The sequence below is a fragment of the Rhizobium sp. R693 genome (assembly GCF_002211315.1).
In the GTDB taxonomy this organism is placed as follows: domain Bacteria; phylum Pseudomonadota; class Alphaproteobacteria; order Rhizobiales; family Rhizobiaceae; genus Rhizobium.
The window spans coordinates 21,192-44,542 of record NZ_LOKY01000018.1 but is presented as its reverse complement, the minus strand read 5'-3'; the positions used below and the strand labels follow the sequence as shown (position 1 = coordinate 44,542).

The 23,351-nt window shown below is 60.5% G+C and carries 26 protein-coding genes and 1 tRNA gene; 12 read left to right on the top strand and 15 right to left on the bottom strand.

The annotated features are described in order from the left end of the window. Positions 1-133 precede the first annotated feature (133 nt). The 3 genes from ATY79_RS16700 to ATY79_RS16690 form a co-directional block, all read right to left on the bottom strand. Positions 134-487 (bottom strand): hypothetical protein, encoded by a 354-nt coding sequence (locus tag ATY79_RS16700; RefSeq protein ID WP_088693417.1) that lies wholly within the window; start codon positions 485-487, stop codon positions 134-136. A gap of 275 nt (positions 488-762) precedes the next feature. Next, positions 763-839, bottom strand: a tRNA-Arg gene (locus ATY79_RS16695). A 74-nt stretch (positions 840-913) separates the two neighbouring features. Next, complete coding sequence (locus ATY79_RS16690) at positions 914-2,077, bottom strand: M20 aminoacylase family protein (RefSeq protein WP_088693418.1); 1,164 nt, start codon at positions 2,075-2,077, stop codon at positions 914-916. 156 nt (positions 2,078-2,233) lie between these two features. Here ATY79_RS16690 and ATY79_RS16685 point away from each other — a divergent pair, with 156 nt between their 5' ends. Continuing rightward, positions 2,234-3,361 (top strand): D-alanyl-D-alanine carboxypeptidase family protein, encoded by a 1,128-nt coding sequence (locus ATY79_RS16685; RefSeq protein ID WP_088693419.1) that lies wholly within the window; start codon positions 2,234-2,236, stop codon positions 3,359-3,361. A 12-nt stretch (positions 3,362-3,373) separates the two neighbouring features. Continuing rightward, positions 3,374-4,543: a GTP-binding protein gene (locus ATY79_RS16680; RefSeq protein ID WP_088693420.1), complete on the top strand. Its 1,170-nt coding sequence runs from the start codon at positions 3,374-3,376 to the stop codon at positions 4,541-4,543. A gap of 1 nt (position 4,544) precedes the next feature. On the opposite strand, the gene ATY79_RS16675 is transcribed toward ATY79_RS16680, so the two are convergent. The 5 genes from ATY79_RS16675 to ATY79_RS30895 form a co-directional block, all read right to left on the bottom strand. Continuing rightward, entirely contained in the window at positions 4,545-4,769 is a 225-nt protein-coding gene (locus tag ATY79_RS16675; RefSeq protein ID WP_088704462.1) for a sulfurtransferase TusA family protein, read from the bottom strand. A 4-nt stretch (positions 4,770-4,773) separates the two neighbouring features. Continuing rightward, positions 4,774-5,997 (bottom strand): murein L,D-transpeptidase family protein, encoded by a 1,224-nt coding sequence (locus ATY79_RS16670; RefSeq protein ID WP_088693422.1) that lies wholly within the window; start codon positions 5,995-5,997, stop codon positions 4,774-4,776. A 187-nt stretch (positions 5,998-6,184) separates the two neighbouring features. Next, entirely contained in the window at positions 6,185-7,138 is a 954-nt protein-coding gene (locus ATY79_RS16665) for an acetyl-CoA carboxylase carboxyltransferase subunit alpha (protein ID WP_088704461.1), read from the bottom strand. A gap of 63 nt (positions 7,139-7,201) precedes the next feature. Then, positions 7,202-8,155: a site-specific tyrosine recombinase XerD gene (gene xerD, locus ATY79_RS16660; RefSeq protein ID WP_088693424.1), complete on the bottom strand. Its 954-nt coding sequence runs from the start codon at positions 8,153-8,155 to the stop codon at positions 7,202-7,204. A gap of 4 nt (positions 8,156-8,159) precedes the next feature. Further along, on the bottom strand, positions 8,160-8,336 hold the full coding sequence (locus ATY79_RS30895) for a hypothetical protein (RefSeq protein ID WP_007789465.1): 177 nt from the start codon (positions 8,334-8,336) through the stop codon (positions 8,160-8,162). 146 nt (positions 8,337-8,482) lie between these two features. Here ATY79_RS30895 and ATY79_RS16650 point away from each other — a divergent pair, with 146 nt between their 5' ends. The 4 genes from ATY79_RS16650 (at position 8,483) to ATY79_RS16635 (ending at position 12,054) form a co-directional block, all read left to right on the top strand. After that, positions 8,483-9,073, top strand: a complete 591-nt coding sequence (locus ATY79_RS16650; protein ID WP_088693425.1) for a shikimate kinase — start codon at positions 8,483-8,485, stop codon at positions 9,071-9,073. After that, complete coding sequence (aroB, locus tag ATY79_RS16645) at positions 9,070-10,200, top strand: 3-dehydroquinate synthase (RefSeq protein ID WP_088704460.1); 1,131 nt, start codon at positions 9,070-9,072, stop codon at positions 10,198-10,200. The genes ATY79_RS16650 and aroB overlap by 4 nt, the downstream gene beginning before the upstream one ends. Next, positions 10,197-11,507, top strand: a complete 1,311-nt coding sequence (locus ATY79_RS16640) for an HlyC/CorC family transporter (protein ID WP_088693427.1) — start codon at positions 10,197-10,199, stop codon at positions 11,505-11,507. The genes aroB and ATY79_RS16640 overlap by 4 nt, the downstream gene beginning before the upstream one ends. Before the next feature lie 67 nt (positions 11,508-11,574). Continuing rightward, positions 11,575-12,054 carry a DUF2938 domain-containing protein gene (locus ATY79_RS16635; RefSeq protein WP_088693428.1) on the top strand — a complete coding sequence of 160 codons (480 nt, stop codon included), beginning with the start codon at positions 11,575-11,577 and terminating at the stop codon, positions 12,052-12,054. 68 nt (positions 12,055-12,122) lie between these two features. On the opposite strand, the gene ATY79_RS16630 is transcribed toward ATY79_RS16635, so the two are convergent. Continuing rightward, positions 12,123-12,404 (bottom strand): BolA family protein, encoded by a 282-nt coding sequence (locus ATY79_RS16630; protein WP_088693479.1) that lies wholly within the window; start codon positions 12,402-12,404, stop codon positions 12,123-12,125. A gap of 100 nt (positions 12,405-12,504) precedes the next feature. On the opposite strand from ATY79_RS16630, the gene ATY79_RS16625 reads away from it, so the two are divergent. From ATY79_RS16625 to ATY79_RS16610, 4 genes are all read left to right on the top strand, one after another. Beyond that, positions 12,505-13,116, top strand: a complete 612-nt coding sequence (locus ATY79_RS16625) for a J domain-containing protein (RefSeq protein ID WP_088693429.1) — start codon at positions 12,505-12,507, stop codon at positions 13,114-13,116. Between the two features lie 312 nt (positions 13,117-13,428). After that, complete coding sequence (cobS, locus tag ATY79_RS16620; protein ID WP_007528066.1) at positions 13,429-14,421, top strand: cobaltochelatase subunit CobS; 993 nt, start codon at positions 13,429-13,431, stop codon at positions 14,419-14,421. A gap of 12 nt (positions 14,422-14,433) precedes the next feature. Further along, positions 14,434-16,335 carry a cobaltochelatase subunit CobT gene (gene cobT, locus ATY79_RS16615; protein WP_088693430.1) on the top strand — a complete coding sequence of 634 codons (1,902 nt, stop codon included), beginning with the start codon at positions 14,434-14,436 and terminating at the stop codon, positions 16,333-16,335. Positions 16,336-16,355: 20 nt separating this feature from the next. Continuing rightward, entirely contained in the window at positions 16,356-17,387 is a 1,032-nt protein-coding gene (locus ATY79_RS16610) for an esterase-like activity of phytase family protein (RefSeq protein ID WP_088693431.1), read from the top strand. Positions 17,388-17,430: 43 nt separating this feature from the next. Here the strand turns inward: ATY79_RS16610 and ATY79_RS16605 are convergent, their stop codons facing one another. The 4 genes from ATY79_RS16605 to rpmB all read right to left on the bottom strand — a co-directional run bounded on the left by ATY79_RS16605 (position 17,431) and on the right by rpmB (position 20,186). Continuing rightward, complete coding sequence (locus tag ATY79_RS16605; RefSeq protein ID WP_088693432.1) at positions 17,431-18,456, bottom strand: porin; 1,026 nt, start codon at positions 18,454-18,456, stop codon at positions 17,431-17,433. A 140-nt stretch (positions 18,457-18,596) separates the two neighbouring features. Continuing rightward, the gene (locus tag ATY79_RS16600) at positions 18,597-18,938 is read right to left on the bottom strand and encodes a hypothetical protein (RefSeq protein WP_088693433.1); all 342 of its coding nucleotides are present in this window, start codon (positions 18,936-18,938) and stop codon (positions 18,597-18,599) included. 200 nt (positions 18,939-19,138) lie between these two features. Then, positions 19,139-19,768 (bottom strand): VUT family protein, encoded by a 630-nt coding sequence (locus ATY79_RS16595; RefSeq protein WP_088693434.1) that lies wholly within the window; start codon positions 19,766-19,768, stop codon positions 19,139-19,141. 121 nt (positions 19,769-19,889) lie between these two features. Further along, on the bottom strand, positions 19,890-20,186 hold the full coding sequence (gene rpmB / locus ATY79_RS16590; protein ID WP_007528060.1) for a 50S ribosomal protein L28: 297 nt from the start codon (positions 20,184-20,186) through the stop codon (positions 19,890-19,892). Positions 20,187-20,423: 237 nt separating this feature from the next. Here rpmB and ATY79_RS16585 point away from each other — a divergent pair, with 237 nt between their 5' ends. Next, positions 20,424-21,200, top strand: a complete 777-nt coding sequence (locus ATY79_RS16585) for a DUF3108 domain-containing protein (protein ID WP_088693435.1) — start codon at positions 20,424-20,426, stop codon at positions 21,198-21,200. 29 nt (positions 21,201-21,229) lie between these two features. Next, entirely contained in the window at positions 21,230-22,126 is an 897-nt protein-coding gene (locus tag ATY79_RS16580; protein WP_088704459.1) for an EamA family transporter, read from the top strand. 3 nt (positions 22,127-22,129) lie between these two features. On the opposite strand, the gene ATY79_RS16575 is transcribed toward ATY79_RS16580, so the two are convergent. Together ATY79_RS16575 and gloB are read right to left on the bottom strand one after the other, a co-directional pair. Beyond that, positions 22,130-22,552 (bottom strand): cupin domain-containing protein, encoded by a 423-nt coding sequence (locus ATY79_RS16575; protein ID WP_088693437.1) that lies wholly within the window; start codon positions 22,550-22,552, stop codon positions 22,130-22,132. Then, positions 22,552-23,322 carry a hydroxyacylglutathione hydrolase gene (gloB, locus tag ATY79_RS16570; protein ID WP_088693438.1) on the bottom strand — a complete coding sequence of 257 codons (771 nt, stop codon included), beginning with the start codon at positions 23,320-23,322 and terminating at the stop codon, positions 22,552-22,554. The genes ATY79_RS16575 and gloB overlap by 1 nt, the downstream gene beginning before the upstream one ends. Positions 23,323-23,351: the final 29 nt, after the last annotated feature.

Sequence of the window (23,351 nt, the reverse complement as noted above, 5' to 3'; positions counted from 1 at the left end):
CATATGAGGTATTGCGGCCATCCTATGTCTCGAAGACGGCTTGAGAGCAGGTAGAGCAAACCGATGACGGTGATTGCTGTCATCGCAATCGCGGCAATGACATAAAGCATCTCAAAAAACGAGCGCCGGGCCGTCAGCTGGCAGTTTCAGTATCTCCCATTGCCATCTCGATTGCGCTCTCTATGGCCATGCCGTGCAGTTTTTCTATCCCGCCTACGGTCGGTTTGCGACCGCTTGCGGCGATCTGCCTTAATGCTTCGTCCTGGCCCCTCAACATGAGCGGCATGTTTTTGCCTTGAAACGGGATGCTTGCCGCATTTCCTTGACCATGGGTAGGTCGTGACGCCATCAGTTGGCGGGCTGCTTTGTCTTGCTCAGTCATGATGAGGCGCTCGATTTGGGGCTTTAAGAAATCGAAGCCAAACAGCACTACGATCAAGATGGCATAACGGACGCGTCCAAGCTTAGATTGGCCGAAAATCGTCATGAACGGAAGATGCCACTCGCCTTAAGGCTGTGGATGTTGTACCCTAAAGGTTGAATAATATACTAAAATCGCCGCATTTCCCGGCCTGAAAGCTGGAGTGATTTGCCTCCCCAGAGACAAGTCCTAGCGAATTAGTTGCAGTTACGAACACGCGACCATTTGAGGAGCGGTGGGTTGGTGTTGTGGGCCGCAAACCATTCACGCCGCCGACAACCACCCAGCCGCACGAACGTGGCTCTGATTGGAAAATCGAAGATAAGTCTTTTTGAAAAGACTGGTGATCCCGACGCGATTCGAACGCGTGACCCTCAGATTAGGAATCTGATGCTCTATCCTGCTGAGCTACGGGACCACTTGAGCGTCATGCATACAAAAGGCTTGGCCGGAAGCCAAGCTCTTTTGCATGTGTTTGGATAAAGTCGGATTTCAGGCGCCGAGGCGCTGTTCCGCGAGTCGCACCCAATAGGAAATGCCGTGGGCGATGGTTTCGTCGTTGAAATCGTAGGCCGGGTTGTGCAGGCCCGCCGTATCGCCATTGCCGATGAAGATGAATGCGCCGGGACGGGCGTTGAGCATATAGGAGAAGTCCTCACCGCCCATCATCGGGTCTATCTCGGCGTTGACGTTGCCGACGCCCGCGATCTCGCCGGCGATGCGCACCGCATGGCCGGTTTCCGTCGCGTGATTGTAGGTGACCGGGTAGTTCCGGTTGAAGTCGATATCGACTTCGGCGCCGTGGGCTGCGACCAGGCCGTTGACGACCCGCTTCAATCGGGTTTCGGCAAGATTGCGTACCTCTTCGTCGAGCGTGCGCACCGTGCCGGCGATCGTCGCGTCGTTTGGAATGACATTGTGCGCGAAGCCGGCGTTGAACTTGGTGACCGAGACGACGACCGAGCGCAGTGGATCCACACTTCGCGAGGCGATGAGCTGCAGGTTGCTGACGATCTGCGCGCCGATGGCGATCGGGTCGATCGTGCGGTGCGGCTGTGCAGCGTGGCCGCCGCGGCCTTTGATGGTGATGGTGAATTCGTCGGTGGCGGCCATGATCGCACCACTGCGGATGGCAAAATGCCCGACCGGAAGGCCCGGCAGGTTATGCATACCGTAGACCTCTTCGATGCCGAAGCGCTCCATCATGCCGTCCTTGACCATCAGGTTGCCGCCGCCGCCGCCCTCCTCGGCCGGCTGGAAGATGACCGCGATATTGCCGTTGAAGTTGCGCGTTTCTGCCAGATATTTCGCCGCGCCGAGCAGCATGGCTGTATGGCCGTCGTGGCCGCAGGCATGCATCTTGCCCGGGGTCGTCGAAGCCCAGGGCTTGCCGGTGATTTCCGTGAGCGGCAGCGCGTCCATGTCGGCGCGCAGGCCGATGGTGCGGGTGCCTTCGCCATTGCCCTTAATCAGGCCGACAACGCCTGTTCTGCCGATGCCGGTGACGATCTCATCTATGCCGAATTCCTTGAGTTTCTCGGCCACGAAGGCAGCGGTGTTCTCGACCGCGAAGAGAAGTTCGGGGCGCGCATGGATATGCCGGCGCCACTCTGTCACCTCGTCCTGAAGTTCGGCGGCTCTGTTCAAAATCGGCATGTCAGCTTCCTGTCGTGAAATCGAAACGGGGACAGCACCGGGTCGCGGGGACACGATGCCGCAGAAATAACTTAGTCAAGGCCCTTTGCCATGTCATGGCCATATACGTTAAATAGGGGAAACTTTCGAGACCTCCGGACATCTTAAGGACGAACCGTGTCGACGCGTCAGAATCGCTTGCTTGCCGTCTTGCGGCCGCTTTCAATCGCAGCTTCCGCAGCCGCCATCGCTCTCTCGGCCACTGCCCAAGCCTATGCGAACCCGCATATCCTGGTGGATGTGCAGAGCGGCCGCGTGCTGGAGCATGAGGAAGCGTACCGCAAGTGGTATCCGGCTTCGCTCACCAAGCTGATGACCGTCTACACCGTCTTCGACGCGGTTCGCGCCGGCCAGATCAGCCTCGATACCCCCATTGTCATGAGCAAGCGGGCGGCTGCCCAGCCGCCGGCGAAGATGTATTTCAAGCCGGGACAGAAGCTGACGCTCGACAGCGCGCTGAAGATCCTGATGGTCAAGTCGGCAAACGACATCGCCGTTGCCGTTGCAGAAGCTGTCGGCGGTACGCAGGAAGCCTTTGTGCTGAAGATGAACGCCGAGGCTGCGAAGCTCGGCATGGCGGACTCGCATTTCGTCAATCCGAACGGCCTGCCTGGCAAGGGCCAGTACACGACGGCGCGCGATCTCGCGGTTCTTTCCGTCGCGCTGCGTCGCGAGTTCCCGCAATATGCCGGCTATTTCTCGCTTGAGGGCATCACGACCGGCGCCAAGAACGTACCAAGCATCAACGTCCTGATCGGCCGCTTCGCCGGCGCCGACGGTATGAAGACCGGCTTCATTTGCGCTTCGGGCTTCAACCAGATTGCTTCGGCGACGCGCAACGGACGTACCTTGATATCCGTCGTGCTCGGCACCGACAGCCTCGCGGCGCGCGCGGATGCCTCCGCCGACCTGCTGCAGAAGGGTTTCACCTCGCAGTTTGCCGCGCCCGATACGCTCAGTTCATTGCGACCCTATGGGCCGGGTCAGGATCAGGTCGCCGACATCACCGCCGATATCTGCAGCGCCAAGGGTGCCAAGGTGCGCAGCGAGACACGCGACGAAGTCGGCCGGATGAAGGTTCAGTCGCCCTATATTCAGGAAATGGACCACGAGCCGAATTTCGTCTTCGCGGGGCTCATTCCGGGCCAGAACGAACCACAGCCGGATAAGCTGGCGACTGCCGACACCGCGGGAACGGTCGCCAATGTGCCGGTGCCGCTGCCGCGTCCGGCCACCTCCTTTTAAGGTCAGTTCGCGATGAGCGCTGCTTCCGATCGGATCCCGGTCACCATCCTGACCGGCTTTCTTGGTGCCGGCAAATCGACGCTGCTGAACCGTATCCTCAAGGATCCGGCGATGAAGGACGCCGCCGTGATCATCAACGAGTTTGGTGACGTCGGCATCGATCATCTGCTGGTGGAAAGCTCCGGCGACGCGATCATCGAGCTGTCGGACGGCTGCCTCTGCTGCACCGTGCGCGGCGAACTGGTCGATACGCTGGCCAACCTAATGGACGCGGTGCAGACCGGCCGCGTCAAGCCGGTGAAGCGCGTCGTGATCGAAACCACCGGTCTTGCCGATCCGGCGCCCGTCATGCAGGCGATCATGGGCAACCCGATCATCGCCACCAATTTCGACCTTGATGGCATCGTGACCGTGGTCGATGCGGTCAACGGTGCGCAGACCCTCGACAACCACGAGGAGGCGGTGAAGCAGGCGGCGGTTGCCGATCGGCTCATTCTCTCCAAACGGACGATGGCTTCGCAGGAGGTGTTGCGGGCGCTGGAAGCGCGTCTTGATGCCCTCAATCCGCGCGCCGCATTGCTGGATGCCGACAGCACTGAGGCAGGGCAGGTGGGCGTGCTCGTCAACGGCCTCTACGATCCGGCAAGCAAGATTGCTGACGTCGGCCGCTGGCTGCGGGATGAGGATGCGCACGACGCGCATCACCATCATGACCATCATCACCACGGCGCTGACGGGCATCATCACCACCATGACCATCATCACGGACACGATCACCAGGACCCGCATGATGTGAACCGCCACGATAGCTCGATCCGGTCCTTCTCGATCATCGAGGAGAAGCCGATCGAGCCGATGGCGCTTGATATGTTCATCGACCTCCTGCGTTCGGCGCATGGCGAGAAGCTGCTGCGGATGAAGGCGATCGTTGCGGTCTCGGACCGTCCGGATCGCCCGCTGGTGCTTCACGGTGTGCAGAGTATCTTCCATCCGCCGTCGCGCCTGCCAGCCTGGCCGGACCCTCAGGATCGCCGCACGCGCATGGTGCTGATCACCAAGGATTTGCCGGAAGCCTTCGTCAAGGATCTGTTCGATGCGTTCCTCGGCAAACCGCGCATCGATACGCCGGACCGGACGGCGCTGAACGACAATCCACTCGCCGTGCCGGGCATGCGGTTCTGATCTATCCCTTGCGGATGAGGAACCGGTGGCCGGTGTCGGTCTTTACGGTCTCGATGAGCTCGTGTCCGTCTTCGTTGCAGAAATGAGGGATGTCTATTCCAGCGAGCGGATCGGTCGTTTCGACCTGGATCAATGAACCGCTTGGCAAGGAGGACATCTTGCGGCGGGTCTTCAGCACCGGAAGCGGGCATTTCAGCCCGCGCAAGTCGTAGAGAATGGCACTCACGCCGTCAGTCCTTGGCCCAGAACTTCCAGAACGGCTTCTTTGAGGCGACTTCCACAGGTTCCGGCTGCTCTACCGGCGCGAATGCCAGCGGGCTCGGCGTGGGGACCGGAATCTGAGCCGGAACGGCAGCGGCGACGGCGATTTCCTTTGCTTCGGGCGTGGCCGGAGCAGCACCGGGAGCAGCATTTGCAGCAACCGTGGATGCGGTCTTGCTCGCCATCATCTCTTCGAGATCGGCGACTTTGACCATCTTGCCGGCCTCGAGCGAGGTGCCGGTCGGCGCATAGGCCAGTTCGCGACCCTTCCTGAGCTTCGCGACCACGGCCTTGCGCTCGGCCTCGCTCGGATCGTACCAGGCCATGCCGTCATATTTCTTCATGGCTTTGGCGTAGTCGGCGTCGTAGGTCTTGCCGTAGGAGGCAAGGGCAGCCGTCAGCGCCGGCGGCGTCGACATTGCCGGGCACTTCCCGGCCGCATTGAATTCGCCATTGTCGGTTGCCTGCTGATTGAAGACGTACTTCTTCTCGCAGAAATTCACCTCAGGAGGACGCTTGGTGACCTCGAAGTTGTCGTAGCCGACCTTCAGCATGTTCCAGAACTCGATGTTCGAGTTGAGGCGATGCCGTACCATGTTCTCCGCCGTCATGCGGAACGGGAACGCCTGAAGCTGCACCGTCGACTGGCCGCCGGCAAAGGCATCGCGAGCGAACGCGTAAATCTCCAGCACCTGCTGGTCGGTCATCGAGTAGCAGCCCGACGAAGAGCATGCGCCATGGATCATCAGATTGGTGCCGTTACGGCCGTTGACGGCGTCGTAGCGGTTCGGGAAGCCGGTGTTGATCGCGAGATAATACTTCGAATTCGGATTCAGGTTGGCGCGTGTCAGCTCATAGAAGCCTTCCGGCGCCTGCCGGTCACCCTCCTTCACCTTCGGGCCGAGGCGGCCCGACCAGGCGCAGATCTTGTATTCGGCGATCTTGTCGAAGCGATTGTCGGTCTTCGCCTTCCAGATCTCCAGCGCGCCTTCTTCCTTGAAGATGCGGATCATGATCGGCGAATTGCGCTGCATGCCCTTGGCCGACATCTCGGACAGGATCTTCGGCGGTAGCGGCTGCTCGACCTTGTTCTTGACCTTCGAGAGGTCGACCTGGGCCGTTTCCAATGCATCGTTGCAGCCGGCCAGGGCCAGAGCGATCAGGGAAACATATGCAAAATGACGAATGCGCATTCAAAATAGCCCATCAACAGTATGCAACCCAGCCCCAGGTGCGGAGCGAATCATAGGCTGACTATGGTTCACAAACTCTTAGCAGCCTATGAAGCGCGCTCGCGTCCCCCGCAAGTAGGAATGTTACTGATAACATTATTGTGGCCAAGGTTTGGCCTCATTCACCGCGCAGCCATCTCTTCGACTACTACAAATTGCGGCCCATGTTGAGGAATTTCTGCCGACGGTCGTTGCGAAGCTGCTCGCCAGTGCGGTTGGAAAGTTCGCCGAGAGCATTGGCAATGACATCGCCGGTGGCAGCAATCACGCTGTCCGGATCGCGGTGCGCGCCGCCGAGAGGCTCGCTGATGATGCCGTCGATGATGCCAAGCGCCTTCAGATCCTCGGAGGTGATCTTCATGTTGGTAGCCGCTTCCTTGGCGCGGGCGGAATCGCGCCAGAGGATCGAAGCCGCACCTTCCGGTGAGATGACGCTGTAGATCGCGTGCTCCAGCATGTAGACACGGTTGCCGGTGGCGATCGCGATTGCGCCGCCCGAGCCGCCTTCGCCGATGACGACGGAGACGATCGGCACCTTCACCGACAGGCACATTTCCGTCGAGCGTGCGATGGCTTCGGCCTGGCCACGTTCTTCGGCGCCGACGCCCGGATAGGCGCCTGCCGTATCGACGAGGGTGATGACGGGAAGGGCGAAGCGGTCAGCCATCTCGAGGACGCGGATCGCCTTGCGATAGCCTTCTGGACGGGCGCTGCCGAAATTGTGCTTTAGGCGGCTCTTCGTGTCATTGCCCTTTTCCTGGCCGAGAACGGCGACGGGCTGGCCGCGGAAGCGGGCAAGCCCCGCCTGGATAGCGGCATCCTCAGAGAACTTGCGGTCGCCGGCGAGAGGCGTGAATTCCTGAAACAGCGTCTTGGCATAGTCGACGAAATGCGGTCGCTGCGGATGGCGCGCAACCTGTGTCTTCTGCCAGGCGTTCAGCTTCGAATAGATGTCGAGCATCGCTTCGCGAACGCGAACTTCGAGCCTGCCGATTTCATCGGACGTGTCGATACTCTCGTCTTCCGTGGCGAGCTTCTTCAGTTCGATGATCTTGCCTTCGAGGTCGGAGATCGGCTTTTCGAAGTCGAGATAGTTGTGCATGAGGTGCGTTTCCGTTCCTTTTGCCGGGGCTACTTTGTATGAGCTCGCCCTTTGTTGCCGGTCCTATTCCTGCTTTTTGGCCTGTTTGGCAAGGGGGTGGTGTGTTTGGACCAGTTGTTGAAGCCGTTCCTCCAACACATGCGTATAAATTTGCGTGGTTGAAATGTCCGAGTGTCCGAGCAGTTCCTGAACGACGCGAAGATCAGCGCCGTTGGCGAGAAGGTGGCTCGCAAATGCATGCCGCATGACGTGCGGCGAGATCATAGATGGGGTGAGACCTGCCCGGATCGCAAGCTTCTTCAAGTCACGTGCGAAAACCTGGCGCGGCAGGTAGCCTTCCCGGGAGGCTGCGGGAAATAGCCAGAGGCTTTCCTGTGGCACCTTGGCGGCAGCGTTCTCGGCGGCGAGCATCCGGCCGTAGAGCTTCAGTGCCACGATCGCCGATTGCGACAGCGGCACGAGACGTTCCTTGTTGCCCTTGCCACGGATCATCAGGAAGCGTCCGTCCTGATCGAGCACACGGGCTGGAAGAGAGACGAGCTCGCTCACACGCATCCCTGTTGCATAGAGGAGCTCAAGAAGGGCCAGCATCCGAAGCCGCTGCAGTTGGCCGGGCGCGGGATCCTGCGCTTCGGTTTCCGCCTGCTCGAGCAAACGGCCAACCTCATCGACCCCCATCGTCTTCGGCAGAGCCCGGCCCTTCTTCGGCGCATCGAGAACGCCAGTCGGATCGTCGGTGCGCAGGCTTTCGGCGTAGAGAAACTTGTAGAACTGGCGCATCGCCGCCAGCCGCCGCGCCTGGGACGATGGCTTGAACCCATGCGCGGCGAGGGAAGAGAGATAGGCCGAAAGATCCGCCGATGTCGCCTCCAGCAGGCGCACGCTCTTGCCGTTCAGGAAGCCATGAAGATCGTCAAGATCGCGCTCATAGGAAGAAAGTGTATTGGCGGCTGCGCCCCGCTCCGCGCTCATCATTTCCAGAAAGGCTTCGACGTGAACCCAGCCGAGATCCTTCATCGTCTCACTTCTTGGACGGGTTGATGGCGCCGGTGGACGGAGGGTTGATCCGCTCGGACGGAATACGGATCGTCACGTCACGCTCCTGCGGCTCGACGAAAGCAACCAGTGCCCACATCGTTCCGTATATCGCACCGGCGATGATCGCCAATATGGCGAGAAAACGGAACAAACTCGGCATTCAGTAACTCCATGGCTCTGCTTCTTTATGAAGAAGCATGTTTGCAAGTGCAAGAAGATGCATTTGAACCACGTTTCCCTTGCCCGCGACTTGACGCTACACCTGCATTTGTCGATACCGTTCGCAAACAAAGTGTGAATGGACCAATGAGCGACCCAGTTCTGACCGTTGCCGAAAGCTTGAAAGACAGGGCTCGTGCTGCGCTCGGTTCTCGCAATCTGATCCTGGTCGGATTGATGGGCGCAGGCAAATCCTCTGTTGGCCGGATCGTCGCGCATCAGTTGGGCATCCCCTTCGTCGACAGCGATGCCGAGATCGAGAAGGTCTCCCGCATGTCCATCACCGAACTCTTCGCCGCTTACGGCGAGGAAGAGTTCCGCGCGCTTGAAGGCCGTGTCATGAAACGCCTCTTGAAGAACGGGCCGCGTGTGGTCTCCACCGGCGGCGGTGCTTTCATCAACGACCGGACGCGCAAGCATATCAAGAAGGGCGGCCTCTCCATCTGGCTGAAGGCGGACCTCGATGTTCTCTGGGAGCGGGTCAGCAAGCGCGATACGCGCCCGCTGCTCAAAACAGAGAACCCCAAGCAGACCCTCGAAAACCTCATGAACGCGCGTTATCCGATTTACGAGCTCGCCGACCTTACCGTCCTCTCGCGCGATGTGCGCAAGGAACTGATGGCCGAGGAGATCCTTAAAGCCATGATCGACGCCCGAACCGAAAGTGCAGCCCGATGAATGCGATTGCCCCTGCCTCCGAACGCAAGGTTCACGTGCCACTCGGCGAGCGCGCCTACGATATCCTGATCGGGCCGGGCCTGATCGCACGCGCCGGCGCTGAGATCGCTTCGCGCCTGAAGGGCCGGAAGGCGGCTGTCATTACGGACGCGCATGTAGCGCCGCTTTATCTTGACGCGCTGGTTCAAAGCTTGGAACAGGCTGGCATCGCGTCCGCGACCCTCGTGCTGCCGGCTGGCGAGAAGACCAAGAGCTTCGAGCATCTGATAACTGTTTGCGACAAGGTCCTCGAAGCGCGGATTGAACGCAACGACTGCGTCATCGCGCTTGGCGGCGGCGTTATCGGCGACCTCTCAGGCTTTGCCGCCGGCATCGTGCGGCGCGGGATGCGTTTCGTACAGGTACCGACTTCGCTGCTGTCGCAGGTCGATTCCTCGGTCGGCGGCAAGACCGGCATCAACAGCCGCCATGGCAAGAACCTCCTTGGCGTCTTCCATCAGCCGGACTTGGTGCTCGCAGACACCGATGTTCTGAATTCGCTAAGTGCGCGTGAGTTTCGTGCCGGCTATGCAGAGGTCGCGAAGTACGGCCTGATCGACAAGCCTGACTTTTTCGCGTGGCTGGAAGCCAACTGGCAGGCGGTTTTTGCCGGCGGTGCGGCACGCATCGAGGCGATCGCCACGAGCTGCCAGGCAAAATCCGATGTCGTCGTTGCCGACGAGCGCGAGACCGGACAACGCGCGCTCCTCAATCTCGGCCACACCTTCGGCCACGCGCTGGAGGCGGCAACCGCCTATGATAGCTCGCGTCTCGTTCATGGCGAAGGTGTTTCAATCGGCATGGTTCTGGCGCACGAATTCTCGGCGCGCATGAACCTCGCAAGCCCGGATGATGCCCGCCGCGTCGAAAGCCACCTCAAGGCTGTCGGTCTTCCGACCCGCATGTCGGAAATTCCGGGCGCGCTGCCGCCGGCCGAAGTGTTGATGGACGCGATTGCTCAGGACAAGAAGGTGAAGGGCGGCAACCTGACCTTCATTCTCACCCGCGGCATCGGGCAGTCCTTCGTCGCCAATGATGTTCCCGCTTCGGAAGTACTGAGCTTCCTCAAGGAGAAGCACCCGCAATGACCCTCGAAGGCACGCTGGCATTTCTTTCCGTATACTGGCCGGAAATTGTCTCCATCGTGGCCCTCGTCCTCATGTCGGCGTTCTTCTCCGGTTCGGAGACGGCGCTGACCGCGGTATCCCGTAGCCGGATTCACACGCTCGAAGCCAATGGCGAGGAACGCGCAGGGATTGTGCGCCAGCTCATAGAGCGCCGCGATAGGCTGATCGGTGCGCTGCTCATCGGCAACAACCTTGCCAACATCCTCTCCTCGTCGTTGGCCACTAGTCTGTTTCTCGGGCTGTTTGGCAACTCGGGCGTTGCGCTTGCGACTTTGGCGATGACCGTCATTCTGGTCATCTTCGCCGAAGTGCTGCCGAAGAGCTGGGCGATTTCGACGCCGGATCGGTTTGCACTGAACACGGCCTATGCAGTCAAGATGTTCGTCGCCGTCGTCGGTCCGGTGTCGTCTTTCGTCAATGCGATCGTTCGCCGGATCCTGTCGCTCTTTGGTATCAATCTCTCGCGGGAGGTCTCGATGCTCTCCGCGCATGAAGAACTGCGTGGCGCTGTTGACTTGTTGCATCGTGAGGGATCGGTCGTAAAGGCGGACCGCGACCGCTTGGGCGGTGTCCTCGATCTCGGCGAACTGGAACTCTCCGACATCATGGTCCACCGCACCGCGATGCGGGCGATCAATGCCGATGATCCGCCGGAGGTGGTCGTGCGGACAATTCTCGAGAGCCCGTTCACGCGCATGCCGCTCTGGCGGGGGACGACGGATAACATCATCGGTGTGGTTCACTCCAAGGATCTGCTGCGCGCACTTGCCGAGCGCGACGCCGAGCCGGAGCACCTCGACATCATCAAGATCGCCCAGAAGCCGTGGTTCGTACCCGATAGCACCAGCCTTGAAGCCCAGCTGAACGCATTTCTGCGCCGCAAGCAGCATTTCGCCGTCGTCGTCGACGAGTATGGCGAAGTGCAGGGCATCGTGACGCTGGAGGACATCCTCGAGGAGATCGTCGGCGACATTGCCGATGAGCACGACATCGACATCCAGGGCGTGCGGCAGGAAGCGGACGGTTCCATAGTGGTGGATGGCAACGTTCCCATCCGCGATCTCAACCGCGCGCTGGATTGGCATCTGCCGGATGAGGAAGCGACAACGATCGCAGGCCTTGTCATTCACGAGTCGATGACAATCCCGGAAGAGCGACAGGCCTTCACATTCTACGAAAAGCGCTTCATCGTCATGAAGCGAGAGAAGAACCGCATCACCAAACTTCGAATCCGGCCGGCTGAGGAAAACGAGGCAGGTCCGGCCTGAGGCGAGCGTCCTAGCCATGGTCGCTGTGGAAAGGAGTCCGCCGCGACATCACCATTATGGATTTGATATGTTTGATATTTTCTGGCGGGCTGTCGTCATCGGCATCGGGGCGACCGTTCTTATGGATATCTGGGCAATTGTGTATGCAAAAGCCACCGGCAGCGCGCTGCCGAACTGGGCGCCGATCGGTCGCTGGTTCTGGCACCTGAAGGACGGCAAGGTTTTCCACGACGACATCGGCACGGCCGCACCTTATGAGCGCGAACTCGCGCTCGGCTGGATTGGCCATTATGCCGTCGGCATTCTCTACGGCATACTGCTTGTGGTGCTGGTCGGTCCCGGCTGGCTGGCGGAACCGACCTTTCTTCCGGCGTGGATCTGGGCGATCGTCACCGTCGGCGCCGGCTGGTTCCTGCTGCAGCCGGGCCTCGGCATCGGCTGGGCGGCATCGAAGACGCCGAACCCGAACAAGGTTCGCTTCCTCAATCTGGTGGCGCACACGGTCTTCGGCTTCGGGCTCTACGCGACGGCGCTTCTGATCCGCTGAAACCATGCTGTGACGGTCCGGCCGCATTGGAAAGTGCGGCCTTGTCACCCATATAGGGGCCGTGCCCGCTACCAGCGCACCGGTTCGCCGGGGGCTGCCGGTTCGACGGCGAGCGCATGCAATCCGGCATCCAATTCTGGCTTCAAAAGCTCCGTGATCGCGCGGTGCCGCGCCAGTCGGGGCATGCCGGTAAACTTGGCGGATACGATGCGCACCCGCATATGGGTCTCGCCCGTCCCCGTCATATCAGGCTGATGACCTGCATGAAGATGGCTTTCATTGATGACGCTCAAGCGTTCCGGCGCGAATGCGGCGGTCAGCTTTTCTTCGATGCGGGTCTGCAGGGTCATGGTCTCGTTGCTTTGCGAAAAAGGTTCCCACCAAGCCAGCAACATTCCCATTTGTCAATTCTTGTTGTGGCCTCTTCGCAGGCTTAAAATTAGAGCCGTCATGAGACTCGATTCCAAATATTTCGACCGCATCCGCACCCGCCGCAAACGCGAGCAGGAAACCGAACAGGCTCCCCCTTCCTGTCAGTGGGACGGCTGCGACAAGAAAGGCGTGCATCGCGCTCCCGTCGGACGCAATGCCGAGGGGCAGTTCTTTCTGTTCTGCTTCGAACACGTCAAGGAATACAACAAGGGCTACAATTACTTTTCCGGCCTCTCCGACGGTGAGATCGCGCGCTATCAGAAGGAAGCGATAACAGGCCATCGCCCAACCTGGACGGTCGGCGTCAACAAGTCGGCCAAGGACAGCCCGCTGCATTCCGATATGCGGTCCGGTTCCTACCGCGTGCGCGATCCCTTCGGCTTCGTCAACGGTACCAAGGGAAACGGCCCGCGCTTCCCTGAGCAGCGCAAGCTGAAAAGCCTGGAAGCCAAGGCCTTCGACACGATGGGCCTCGATGCCAGCGCGACCTCCTCGGAGATCAAGAGCCGCTACAAGGAACTGGTCAAGAAACACCACCCTGACGCCAACGGCGGCGACCGCGGTTCGGAAGAGCGGTTCCGGGCCGTCATCCAGGCCTATCAATTATTGAAGCAGAACGGTTTTTGTTAATTCCCGTCCTTGCTCTTGGTCTTCAATCAGGTATGGTCCCAAATCGGCTGAGGCCGCAGGCAATCGCGGCATAAGTTTCTGCGTTTGTCTCACAGGCGCCTCGGCCACTTCCGGGCGCGGCGTTTCTTGTCCGGGACTTTGTTCAAGAATGCTCGCTAGCGGTAGATTATCGCCCCCGAGGTTTCGTTTCAGTCCCGGAGAAGCATCGCCGACGTTCCGACATGAACGAGCGCGGGGTAGACTGCGGCGTCGTGGTTGCGAAATGGGCTGAGACAGTATGGTCGGGTGTCGGGCACCCGCCTTGGAGACATGATGAGCAAGATTGACCTTGATATTTCGGAGCTTCCGGACACCACCGTTTCGGTCAGGGAGGTCTTTGGTATCGATTCCGACATCCGCGTGCCGGCCTATAGCCAGGGCAGCGCCTATGTTCCGGACCTCGACCCCGACTATCTCTTCGACCGCGAGACCACGCTCGCCATTCTTGCCGGCTTTGCCCATAACCGACGCGTGATGATCTCCGGCTATCACGGCACGGGTAAGTCCTCGCACATCGAACAGGTCGCCGCCCGCCTCAACTGGCCCTGCGTTCGTATCAACCTCGATAGCCACGTCAGCCGTATCGACCTCGTCGGCAAGGATGCGATCGTCCTCAAGGACGGTCTGCAGGTCACGGAATTCAAGGACGGCATCCTGCCCTGGGCCTACCAGCACAATGTCGCGCTCGTCTTCGACGAATACGATGCCGGCCGCCCCGACGTCATGTTCGTCATCCAGCGCGTTCTGGAATCGTCGGGCCGCCTGACGCTGCTCGACCAGAGCCGTGTTATCCGCCCGCACCCAGCCTTCCGTCTGTTTGCGACCGCAAACACGATCGGTCTCGGTGATACGACGGGCCTCTATCACGGCACGCAGCAGATCAATCAGGCGCAGATGGACCGCTGGTCGATCGTCACGACGCTGAACTACCTGCCGCACGACCATGAAGTGAACATCGTTGCTTCCAAGGTGAAGAGCTTTGGGAAGGACAAGGAAGGCCGCGATACCGTCTCCAAGATGGTGCGCGTCGCCGATCTGACTCGCGCCTCCTTCATGAACGGCGATCTGTCGACCGTCATGAGCCCGCGTACGGTTATCACCTGGGCCGAGAACGCCGAGATTTTCGGCGACATCGCGTTCGCCTTCCGCACCACGTTCCTCAACAAGTGCGATGAACTGGAACGTCCCCTGGTGGCCGAACACTACCAGCGTGCTTTCGGCGTCGAGCTGAAGGAAAGTGCTGCCAACATCGTTCTGGAGGCCTAAGGCCGACCGATCATGGCTGCTCGCGGTGACAATTCGAAAGCAAAGCCCGGCTCGCCTGTCGACGTCGAACCGTTGCGCCGGGCGATAACTGGCAGCGTGCGCGCGATTGCCGGTGACGGCGAGGTCGAGGTGACCTTCGCCAACGAACGCCCTGGAATGACGGCCGAGCGGATCCGTCTGCCGGAGCTTTCCAAGCGTCCGACGCTGCATGAGCTCGCCGTGACGCGCGGGCTTGGCGACTCGATGGCGCTGCGGCTCGCCTGCCACGACGACAAGGTGCACGCGACGATGGCGCCGCAAGGCTCCGATGCGCGCGCGATCTTTGATGCCGTTGAGCAGGCGCGCGTTGAATCGATCGGCGCGCTGCGCATGGAAGGAGTAGCCGCCAACTTGCGCTCGATGACCGAAGAGAAATACGCCAAGGCGAATTTCTCCGGTATCGAGCGGCAGGAGGACGCGCCGATAGGCGAAGCGATGGCCATGATGGTGCGGGAGAAGCTGACGGGCCAGAAACCGCCAGCCTCCGCCGGGAAGGTACTCGACCTCTGGCGCTCCTTCATCGATGAGAAGGCCGGATCCGACCTAGACGACCTTCCCGCCGTCATGAGCGACCAGCAGGCCTTTTCCAAGGTGATCCGCCACATGCTCTCCGCCATGGAAATGGCCGAGGAGTATGGCGACGACGATAGCGAGCCGGAGTCCGATGATGAATCGGAGCAGGAAGACCAGCCGAACGGCGACGAGCAGGAACAGGACGAAGTTGATGACGACGCCGGTTCCGACGCTGCGCCCGTAGAAGACAGCGAAGTCGCCGACGAGCAGATGGAGGACGGCGAGACCGAAGGCGCCGAAATCTCCGACGACGACATGCAGGATGAAGGCGAAGAGGATTCCGAGACGCCGGGGGAAACCCGCCGTCCGAACACGCCGTTCGACGACTTCAACGAGAAGGTCGACTACCACGTCTTCACCGAGGAATTCGACGAGACGATCACCGCCGAAGAGCTCTGCGACGCGGCCGAGTTGGAGCGCCTGCGCGCCTTCCTCGACAAGCAGCTGGCGCACCTTCAAGGCGCGGTCGGGCGGCTGGCGAACCGCCTGCAGCGGCGGTTGATGGCGCAGCAGAACCGTTCCTGGGATTTTGATCTCGAGGAAGGCTACCTCGATCCGGCGCGCCTGACGCGCCTGGTGATCGATCCGATGCAGGCGCTGTCCTTCAAGATGGAGCGCGACACGCAGTTCCGCGATACGGTCGTGACCCTTCTGATCGACAACTCGGGCTCGATGCGCGGCCGCCCGATCACGGTCGCGGCCACCTGCGCCGATATCCTGGCCCGCACGCTGGAGCGTTGCGGCGTCAAGGTCGAGATCCTCGGCTTCACGACGAAGGCCTGGAAGGGCGGACAGGCGCGCGAAAAGTGGCTCGGCAGCGGCAAGCCGCAAACGCCGGGCCGTCTCAACGACCTGCGCCACATCATCTACAAGTCGGCCGACGCGCCGTGGCGGCGCGCGCGTGCCAATCTCGGCCTGATGATGCGCGAAGGCCTGCTCAAGGAAAACATCGACGGCGAGGCGCTGATCTGGGCGCACAATCGCCTGCTGGCTCGCCGCGAGCAGCGCCGCATCCTGATGATGATCTCCGACGGGGCGCCGGTCGACGATTCGACGCTGTCGGTCAACCCGGGGAACTATCTGGAACGGCATCTGCGCGCCGTCATCGACCGAATCGAGACGCGCTCGCCGGTCGAGCTGCTGGCAATCGGCATCGGCCACGACGTTACGCGCTACTACCGGCGCGCGGTGACGATCGTCGATGCGGACGAACTGGCCGGTGCGATGACCGAGCAGCTTGCGTCGCTTTTCGAAGATAAGACTGTCCAGCCGCGGGGCGGTCGTCTCCGCCGCGCCGGCTAACCGCGAAGGACGCTTTCTGGATGCTCCGGAAGCCCTTCGCCAGCGTGGTCTCGATCGCTCTCGGGTTGGCGGCTCTCATGCCGCCGGCGCTCGGCGAAGGCGACGTGGAGGTCCGCAGCCGCCTCATCACCGATTTCAAGATCGGCTCCGATGAGACCAAGTTCGGCTCTCTCGAATTTCTCGGCGGGCTGGAAATGGTCTCGCCGCAGCGCCTGTTCGGCTCGCTGTCGTCGATTCGGTTTCGATCGGACAAGACACATTTCGTCGGCGTGCTCGACACCGGTCACTGGATGACAGGCCGTATCGAGCGTGATCCGCAGGGGCACCTGTCCGGCCTGACCGATGTCGCGATCACGCCGATGAAGAACCGGGCGGGGCGCAGCTTTGAGGGCAAAGGGTATATGGATGCCGAGGGCCTGACGCTGCACGCGGACCAGGTTCTCGTCTCCTTCGAACAGGACCACCGCGTCGACATCTATCCCGATCCGGGCTTCGAGGAGTCGCGTGCAATTGACACGATCCCCATCCCCTTTCCCAAGAAATCGCTGCGTGCCAATCGCGGCTTTGAGACGATCGCTGTTGCACCCGTCGATAGCGCGCTGAAAGGCGGCACGCTGATCGTCGCAGAACGCAGCCTGGACACGGACGGGAATGCCTATGCGGCGATCCTCGATGGACCACTGAAGGGACGTCTGTCGCTTGCTCACTATGGCGATTTCGACGCGACGGACGGAGCCTTCCTGCCGAATGGCGACCTGCTGCTTCTGGAACGCCGGTTCAACATGGCGGAAGGCATCGGAATGCGTATCCGCCACATCAAGGCCGCCGACATCCGCCCAGAGACCGTCATGGACGGCGAGATATTGCTGCAAGGCGACTTCGGCTACCAGATCGACAACATGGAAGGCCTTGATGCCTTTACGGCTGAGGATGGGACCACGCATGTTGTCATCGTCTCCGACGACAACCATTCGATCCTGCAGCGCAATCTGATGCTGGAATTCCGGTTGGTGGAGCCGCGGGCCGGCGATACGGCTGGCCTACAGAGATGAGCGCTCGTCGTGAGCGGCGAGCCTGAGCGGACTGCAACACGGCTTAGAAATTGCGCTGGAAGCGCAGGAAACCTTCAACATAGTCGTCGGCGTCATCAGGGTCGTCGTATTGGACGCTGAGTTTGGTCGTCAGGTTCGTGGCGATCTTGTAGTCGGCCGTGATACCCGCGCGCCACTCGTCGCCGCCGGTGAATTCGCCATCGCTATCGAACGAGGTCTTGCTGAAATACTGATAGCCGGGGGTAACCGACCACTTGTCGTTCAGCTTCACATAGTATTGCGCACCGACGGTCCACTCGGACTTTTCCCAGTAGTAGTTGGCGCCACTTGCCCAGATGCCCCAGAGGCCGAGCTGGCCAGGTCCGAGGTCCGCGAACAGGATGCCGCGAATGGCGCCTTCGTCAGCGTCGGTGTCATAGCTTCCCAGAAGGTAGCCGCTGACAACACCGACTTTGCCGTAAAACTGGGCTTCGATGCCGACATTGTTCGGCTGCTCGCCAGGTATGGCAGGCTTGGGCGCGTCTTCGAGTTCATCCACCATGACGCCGGCGCTGAAGTCCGGTGTCTCGTACATATAGCGGATGGCGTTGTGGATCGTCTGGTTGCTGGAGATGATGTCCGTTTCGCCGGTACCGATGCTGCGGTCGTTATCCCACCAGGAGTACTGCATGCCGACGCGCAGGTGAGCGATGTCGATATAGCCTTCCTGCAGAAGAGCCGTCTGGTTCGTCGCGTTCTCGGCGTTGATGCGGAGCGTGATGACGCCGGTCAGCGTGCCAAATTCTGTTTCGCTCTTGGACGAAATAGTCGTCTGTCCGCGCGTCCAGGAGGACCAGTCGGATGTGCCGGAGCGATTAGGACCGAAACGCTCTTCAACGCGGATGTAGCCGCCGATCGACAGACAGGTTTCCGTTCCCGGAATATAGAAGTAGCCGGAGCCATAAGCGTCGCAGACGCGCACATACTCGACCGGTTCGGGCTCGGCTGCGACGATCGCGTCTGCCGCGTAGGCACCGGACGCCATTGAGACCACCGCTATGGAGCTGAAGAGGGCAGTGCGAATATTCATGGGAGGTCCCTACAGGTACTCGATGGGGAACGGTTATGAGCGGTGCCTAACAGTTACATGACGATATTGCGGCGACGGGGCTTCCATTGTTCCGCTTCATACGATCTGTTGTGAATGCGCAACATTATGGCTGCTCGCCGTCAGATCTGGTTGGCTTCGCTCAGCTCGGGCGCGGCGGCGCGCATCTTCTTCAACTTCCGCAGCGCTGGGCTCTTTTCCGTCGGATTCTCGTCATCGTCGGGATCGCTGGTCGAACCGACTTCATCCATCCTGTGGGTTATCGCGAGCGCGTAGATAGTATGGAGAATATTGCGGTCAGTGACATCGGGGTCCGTCAAAGCCAGCAAAGAGGCGCGTACAATCTTCTTGCTGGTTGCCTTGGGGCAGCGTTCCAATACGAAGTCGAAAAGCCCGTTGCCGGAGAGGCCCTCCGTCGCACCGTCCAGAAGCGCCTCGTACACTCTCTTCCGTTTCTCGCTCACGGTTACCCTCCATGTGGCGTGATTGAGACAGTATTGTCACAAAAACGTCATGCGCAACAATTTTAACGCGCAACATGAAGAGTTTTTGCATGGTAGCGTGGCAGCAAAGTGTCGTCGCGGCACCGTCGTCCAGGGATTGCGCAACCAAATATAGCGGAGCCAGGCTCCGCTATATTTGGTTGTGACAAGGCTGAATGGGGTTAGCTGGCGCGGGCCGCCTGCGTCGGGCGCAACACGTTCATCAACGCGCCGTAGGGCAGCAGCATCACCAGACCGACGATCATCTTTACGGCGAAGTCGCCGATCGCCCAGGAAATCCAGCGAGGTGCCTGCGCGGTCAAAACGCCGAGGATCGGCGCGGCTTCGAGCGCGAACGGATCGTTCGGGCCGAAGAAGACGAAGAAGGCCGCAAAGGCGAAGGAGAAGAAGATCGCCGTGTCCAGCATCGAACCGATCAGCGAGCCGACGAGCGGCGCGCGCCACCAGGCCTGACGGCGCAGGCGGTTGAAGACCGAGATATCAAGCAGCTGCCCGGCGAGATAGGCCGAGCCGGAGGCGATAGCGATGCGCGGGACCGACGTGTAGAAGGACAGCGCCACACCGACGACAAAGCCAGCAAAGACGACCTTGCGGGCGGCCTGCGGGCCGAATTGGCGGTTAGTCAGATCGGTGATGAGGAAGGCGACCGGATAGGTGAATGCGCCCCAGGTCAGGATGTCGGCCAGATTGATGCCGGCGAACTCGGCGTTCAGGGGGAACTGTACGAGGAAGTTCGAGGCGACGACGACCAGCGTCATCAGTGCGACATAGATAGAGCGCGTCGTCAGCATTTTTTTATCCTGGGGTATGCCACCAGTTCGAGGAACAGACCGGCAAAGCAAAAGGCTTGTCCGGAGATCATCCGTGCAAGCCTTTTGAAGCCGTATGAAGAAGAAGAAGAAGAGACGGAGCTTACGCAGCAGCCGCTTCGGCAGTCTTCTTGACGATCTGGCGACGCAGCAGACGAGCGCGCATCGACAGTTCATTTTCGCTTGCCTTCAGCAGGAAGGCATCGAGACCGCCACGATGCTCAACGGAACGAAGAGCAGAAGCCGAAACGCGAAGACGGTAACGCTGGCCGAGAGCGTCGGAGATCAGCGTAACCTGGCACAGGTTCGGGAGGAACCGGCGCTTGGTCTTGTTGTTGGCATGGCTGACATTGTTGCCAACGAGGACTGCCTTGCCGGTCAATTCGCACATGCGGGACATGGAACACCTATTCTTGTTTTTCTCGGCCATCAGTTGCATGCCCGCGCAAAACCGGGTTGCAATCCATCAGGCCATGATTGGAAAGTTGCGGTTCTATAGTCAGACAGGCCGTGCGCGTCAAGCCAAACCTTGGCATTTCCCGCAATTCTGTCAAAAAGCTCGTGTTTGCTTCATCGAGAGACAGGCGTATAGACCGTTATCAACGGCTTTACCAGCCGCCTGAACAAGGTTCATTTCATTGCTCATCTGGGCAAGCGCATTCTTATTTCCACGGTCGCGGCGCTGATGGCGATTCCCGCCAGCGCAAGCGAGATCGTGCATCGCACGGAATACAGGGTTTCGCTTGGCATCCTGACGATCGCCCGCGCCGCCTTCCTGACGAAGATCGAAGACGACAAGAGCTACAGGGTGTCCGGCGATATCAGTTCGGCCGGCCTTGCCGACCTCGTCACCAATATCTCGGCCAAGACAAGCGTCGACGGCGTGTTGCGCGGCGACCGACTGCAGGCCTCTCGCTACTATCTGTACTACAAGAGCGGCAAGCGCGCCCGCACATATGAGGTGCGCTACAACAACGGCGACATCACCTCGACAACCGTGAAGCCTCCTCGGAAGCCTCCCAATAACTGGGTCAGCGTGCCGGCAAGCGACATGCGCTCTGTACTCGATCCGATCTCAGGTCTGATCTTCCCCGCCGATGCCAATGTCTGCGCGCAGAAGCTGCCGATCTATGATGGGGAGATGCGCATGGACCTGGTGCTTTCACCCAAGGGCTCGCAGGATTTCTCGACAGCGGGCTTCAGTGGCAAGGCGACCGTATGCAGCGTGCGGTTTGTCCCTCGCTCCGGCTATAAGAAAGGCCGCAGCGATATCGACTATCTGAGCAAGAGCAGCCGGATGGAAATCTGGTTTGCCAAGTCGGATGCGGCAAATGTATATGCTCCGGTCTACGTCCGCATTCCGACGCAATACGGACCGGTGACGATTACCGCGGTGAAATACGGCGCAAGCTGACGGAGCGAGAGTCTCCGCAAGGGGGACAGGTGAAGCTTCGGGCAACGCTAATCGGTTTTGCAGCCATCCTCATGTGGTCGTTCCTGGCACTGTTCACAGCCGCCTCCGGCACGATGCCGCCGTTCCAGCTCTCGGCCGTCTGCTTTGCGATCGGCAGTATTCCCGGCATCCTCGTGCTGATCCTCAATCCGTCGCGGCTGGCTTTCCTCAGGCAGCCGGCCAAGGTCTGGATCGTTGGGATTGCCGGCCTGTTCGGCTATCACTTTCTCTACTTCACGGCATTGCGCAACGCACCGGCGGTCGAAGCCGGGCTGATCGCCTATCTCTGGCCGCTGCTGATTGTCGTCGGATCGGCGCTGCTGCCGGGTGAACGCCTGCGCTGGTATCACGTCGCCGGGGCACTGGCCGGTCTCTGCGGCACCTTCCTGATTGTTGGCCGCAACGGCATCAACTTCGATGGTGCCTATGCCGTCGGCTATGGCGCGGCCTTCCTCTGCGCCTTCACGTGGTCCGGCTATTCGCTGCTGACGCGTCGCTTCGATGCGGTTTCGACCGACGTCGTTACCGGCTTCTGCATGGCGACCTCGATCCTGTCGCTGGTCTGCCACCTCGGCCTTGAAACAACGGTGTGGCCACAGGCGGCTTCGCAGTGGGTTGCGGTTCTCGGCCTCGGGCTCTTCCCGGTCGGCGCGGCCTTCTATGCCTGGGACTACGGCGTCAAGAACGGCGATATCCAGATCCTCGGCGCCGCAAGCTACGCCGCGCCGCTTCTATCAACCTTGAACCTGACGCTGTTCGGCTTCGCCGAGCCGAGCTGGCGTATCGCGCTCGCCTGCGTGCTGGTTACCGGCGGCGCTGTGCTGGCGGCAAACGAGATGTTCCGGCGGCAGGCCGCGACGGTCGAACAACGCGCCGCCGCGGAGTAGCTTTCAGCCGACCGGCTTCCAGTCCGGCGGCGCCATCTCGAAGGACGTGAATTCGAAGCCCGGCGCGACGGTGCATCCGACCAGCGTATAGTCTCCGCGTGTTTCGGCAGACTGCCACCAGTTGGCGGGAATAATCGCCTGCGGGCGCTCGCCATTGAGAATGTCCGTGCCAAGCATCAGCGTCTCGCTGCTCTTGCCGTCCTGCGAGCGATAGAGCGCCAGGGGCGCACCCGCATAGTGGTGCCAGACCTCGGCTGCGTCATGGACACGATGCCAGTGGGATCGCTGCCCCGCCTTCAAGAGATAGTAGATCGCCGTCGAGTGTCCGCGCGATCTACCCTCGGTGTCGCGGAACGTCTGCACGTACCAGCCGCCTTCAGGATGCGGCTGCATTCCAAGTTCGCGAATGATATCGTCCGGCGTCATCAGAAATTGTCCTTGCGTCGGCGGATTTCCGCGAAGACTTCCTCGTTGGTCTTGGTTTCCATCAAGAGGTTGCGGCGGATGGCGGGATCGGCCGCGCGCAGGAAGGGGTTGGTCTCTTTTTCCAGCGCCAGCGTCGTCGGAATCGTGAACTTGTTCTCGGCCCGCAGCGCTTCGATTTCGGCCGCACGGCTTATCAGGCGCTGATTGTCCGGATCGATGGTCAGCGCAAAGCGCGCGTTGGACAGGGTATATTCGTGGCCGAAATAGATGGCAGTTTCATCGGGCAGCACCGCAAGCTTCTGCAGCGAGTGCCACATATCGGCGGCCGGGCGTTCAAAGAGCCGCCCGCAGCCGAGTGCGAACAGCGTGTCGGCGGCAAAGAGCAGCTTGTCGTCGACGAAGTGGTAACAGATATGTCCGGCCGTATGCCCGGGTGTCTCAATGACCTGTATCGCGTGGTCGCCGAACAGGAAGGTGTCGCCGTCGGCCATCGTTTTGTCGAGGCCCGGAATCGCCACCGCCTCGTTGATCGGGCCGATGATCTCGCAGCCATATTGCTCCTTGAGCGCGAGGTTGCCTTCGACGTGGTCGGTATGGTGATGGGTGTTGAAGATATGAGAGATCGTCCAGCCGCGGCGGATTGCCGCCTTCTCGACCGCGCCTGCATCGGGAGCGTCAATTGAAGCGGTCAAGCCGGTTTCAGGATCGTGGACAAGCACGCCAAAATTGTCGGTACGGCAGAGAAAAACGTCTAAATCCAAAGGTTTCATAGTCTCAGGCAGCCTCTTTATGGCGGGTA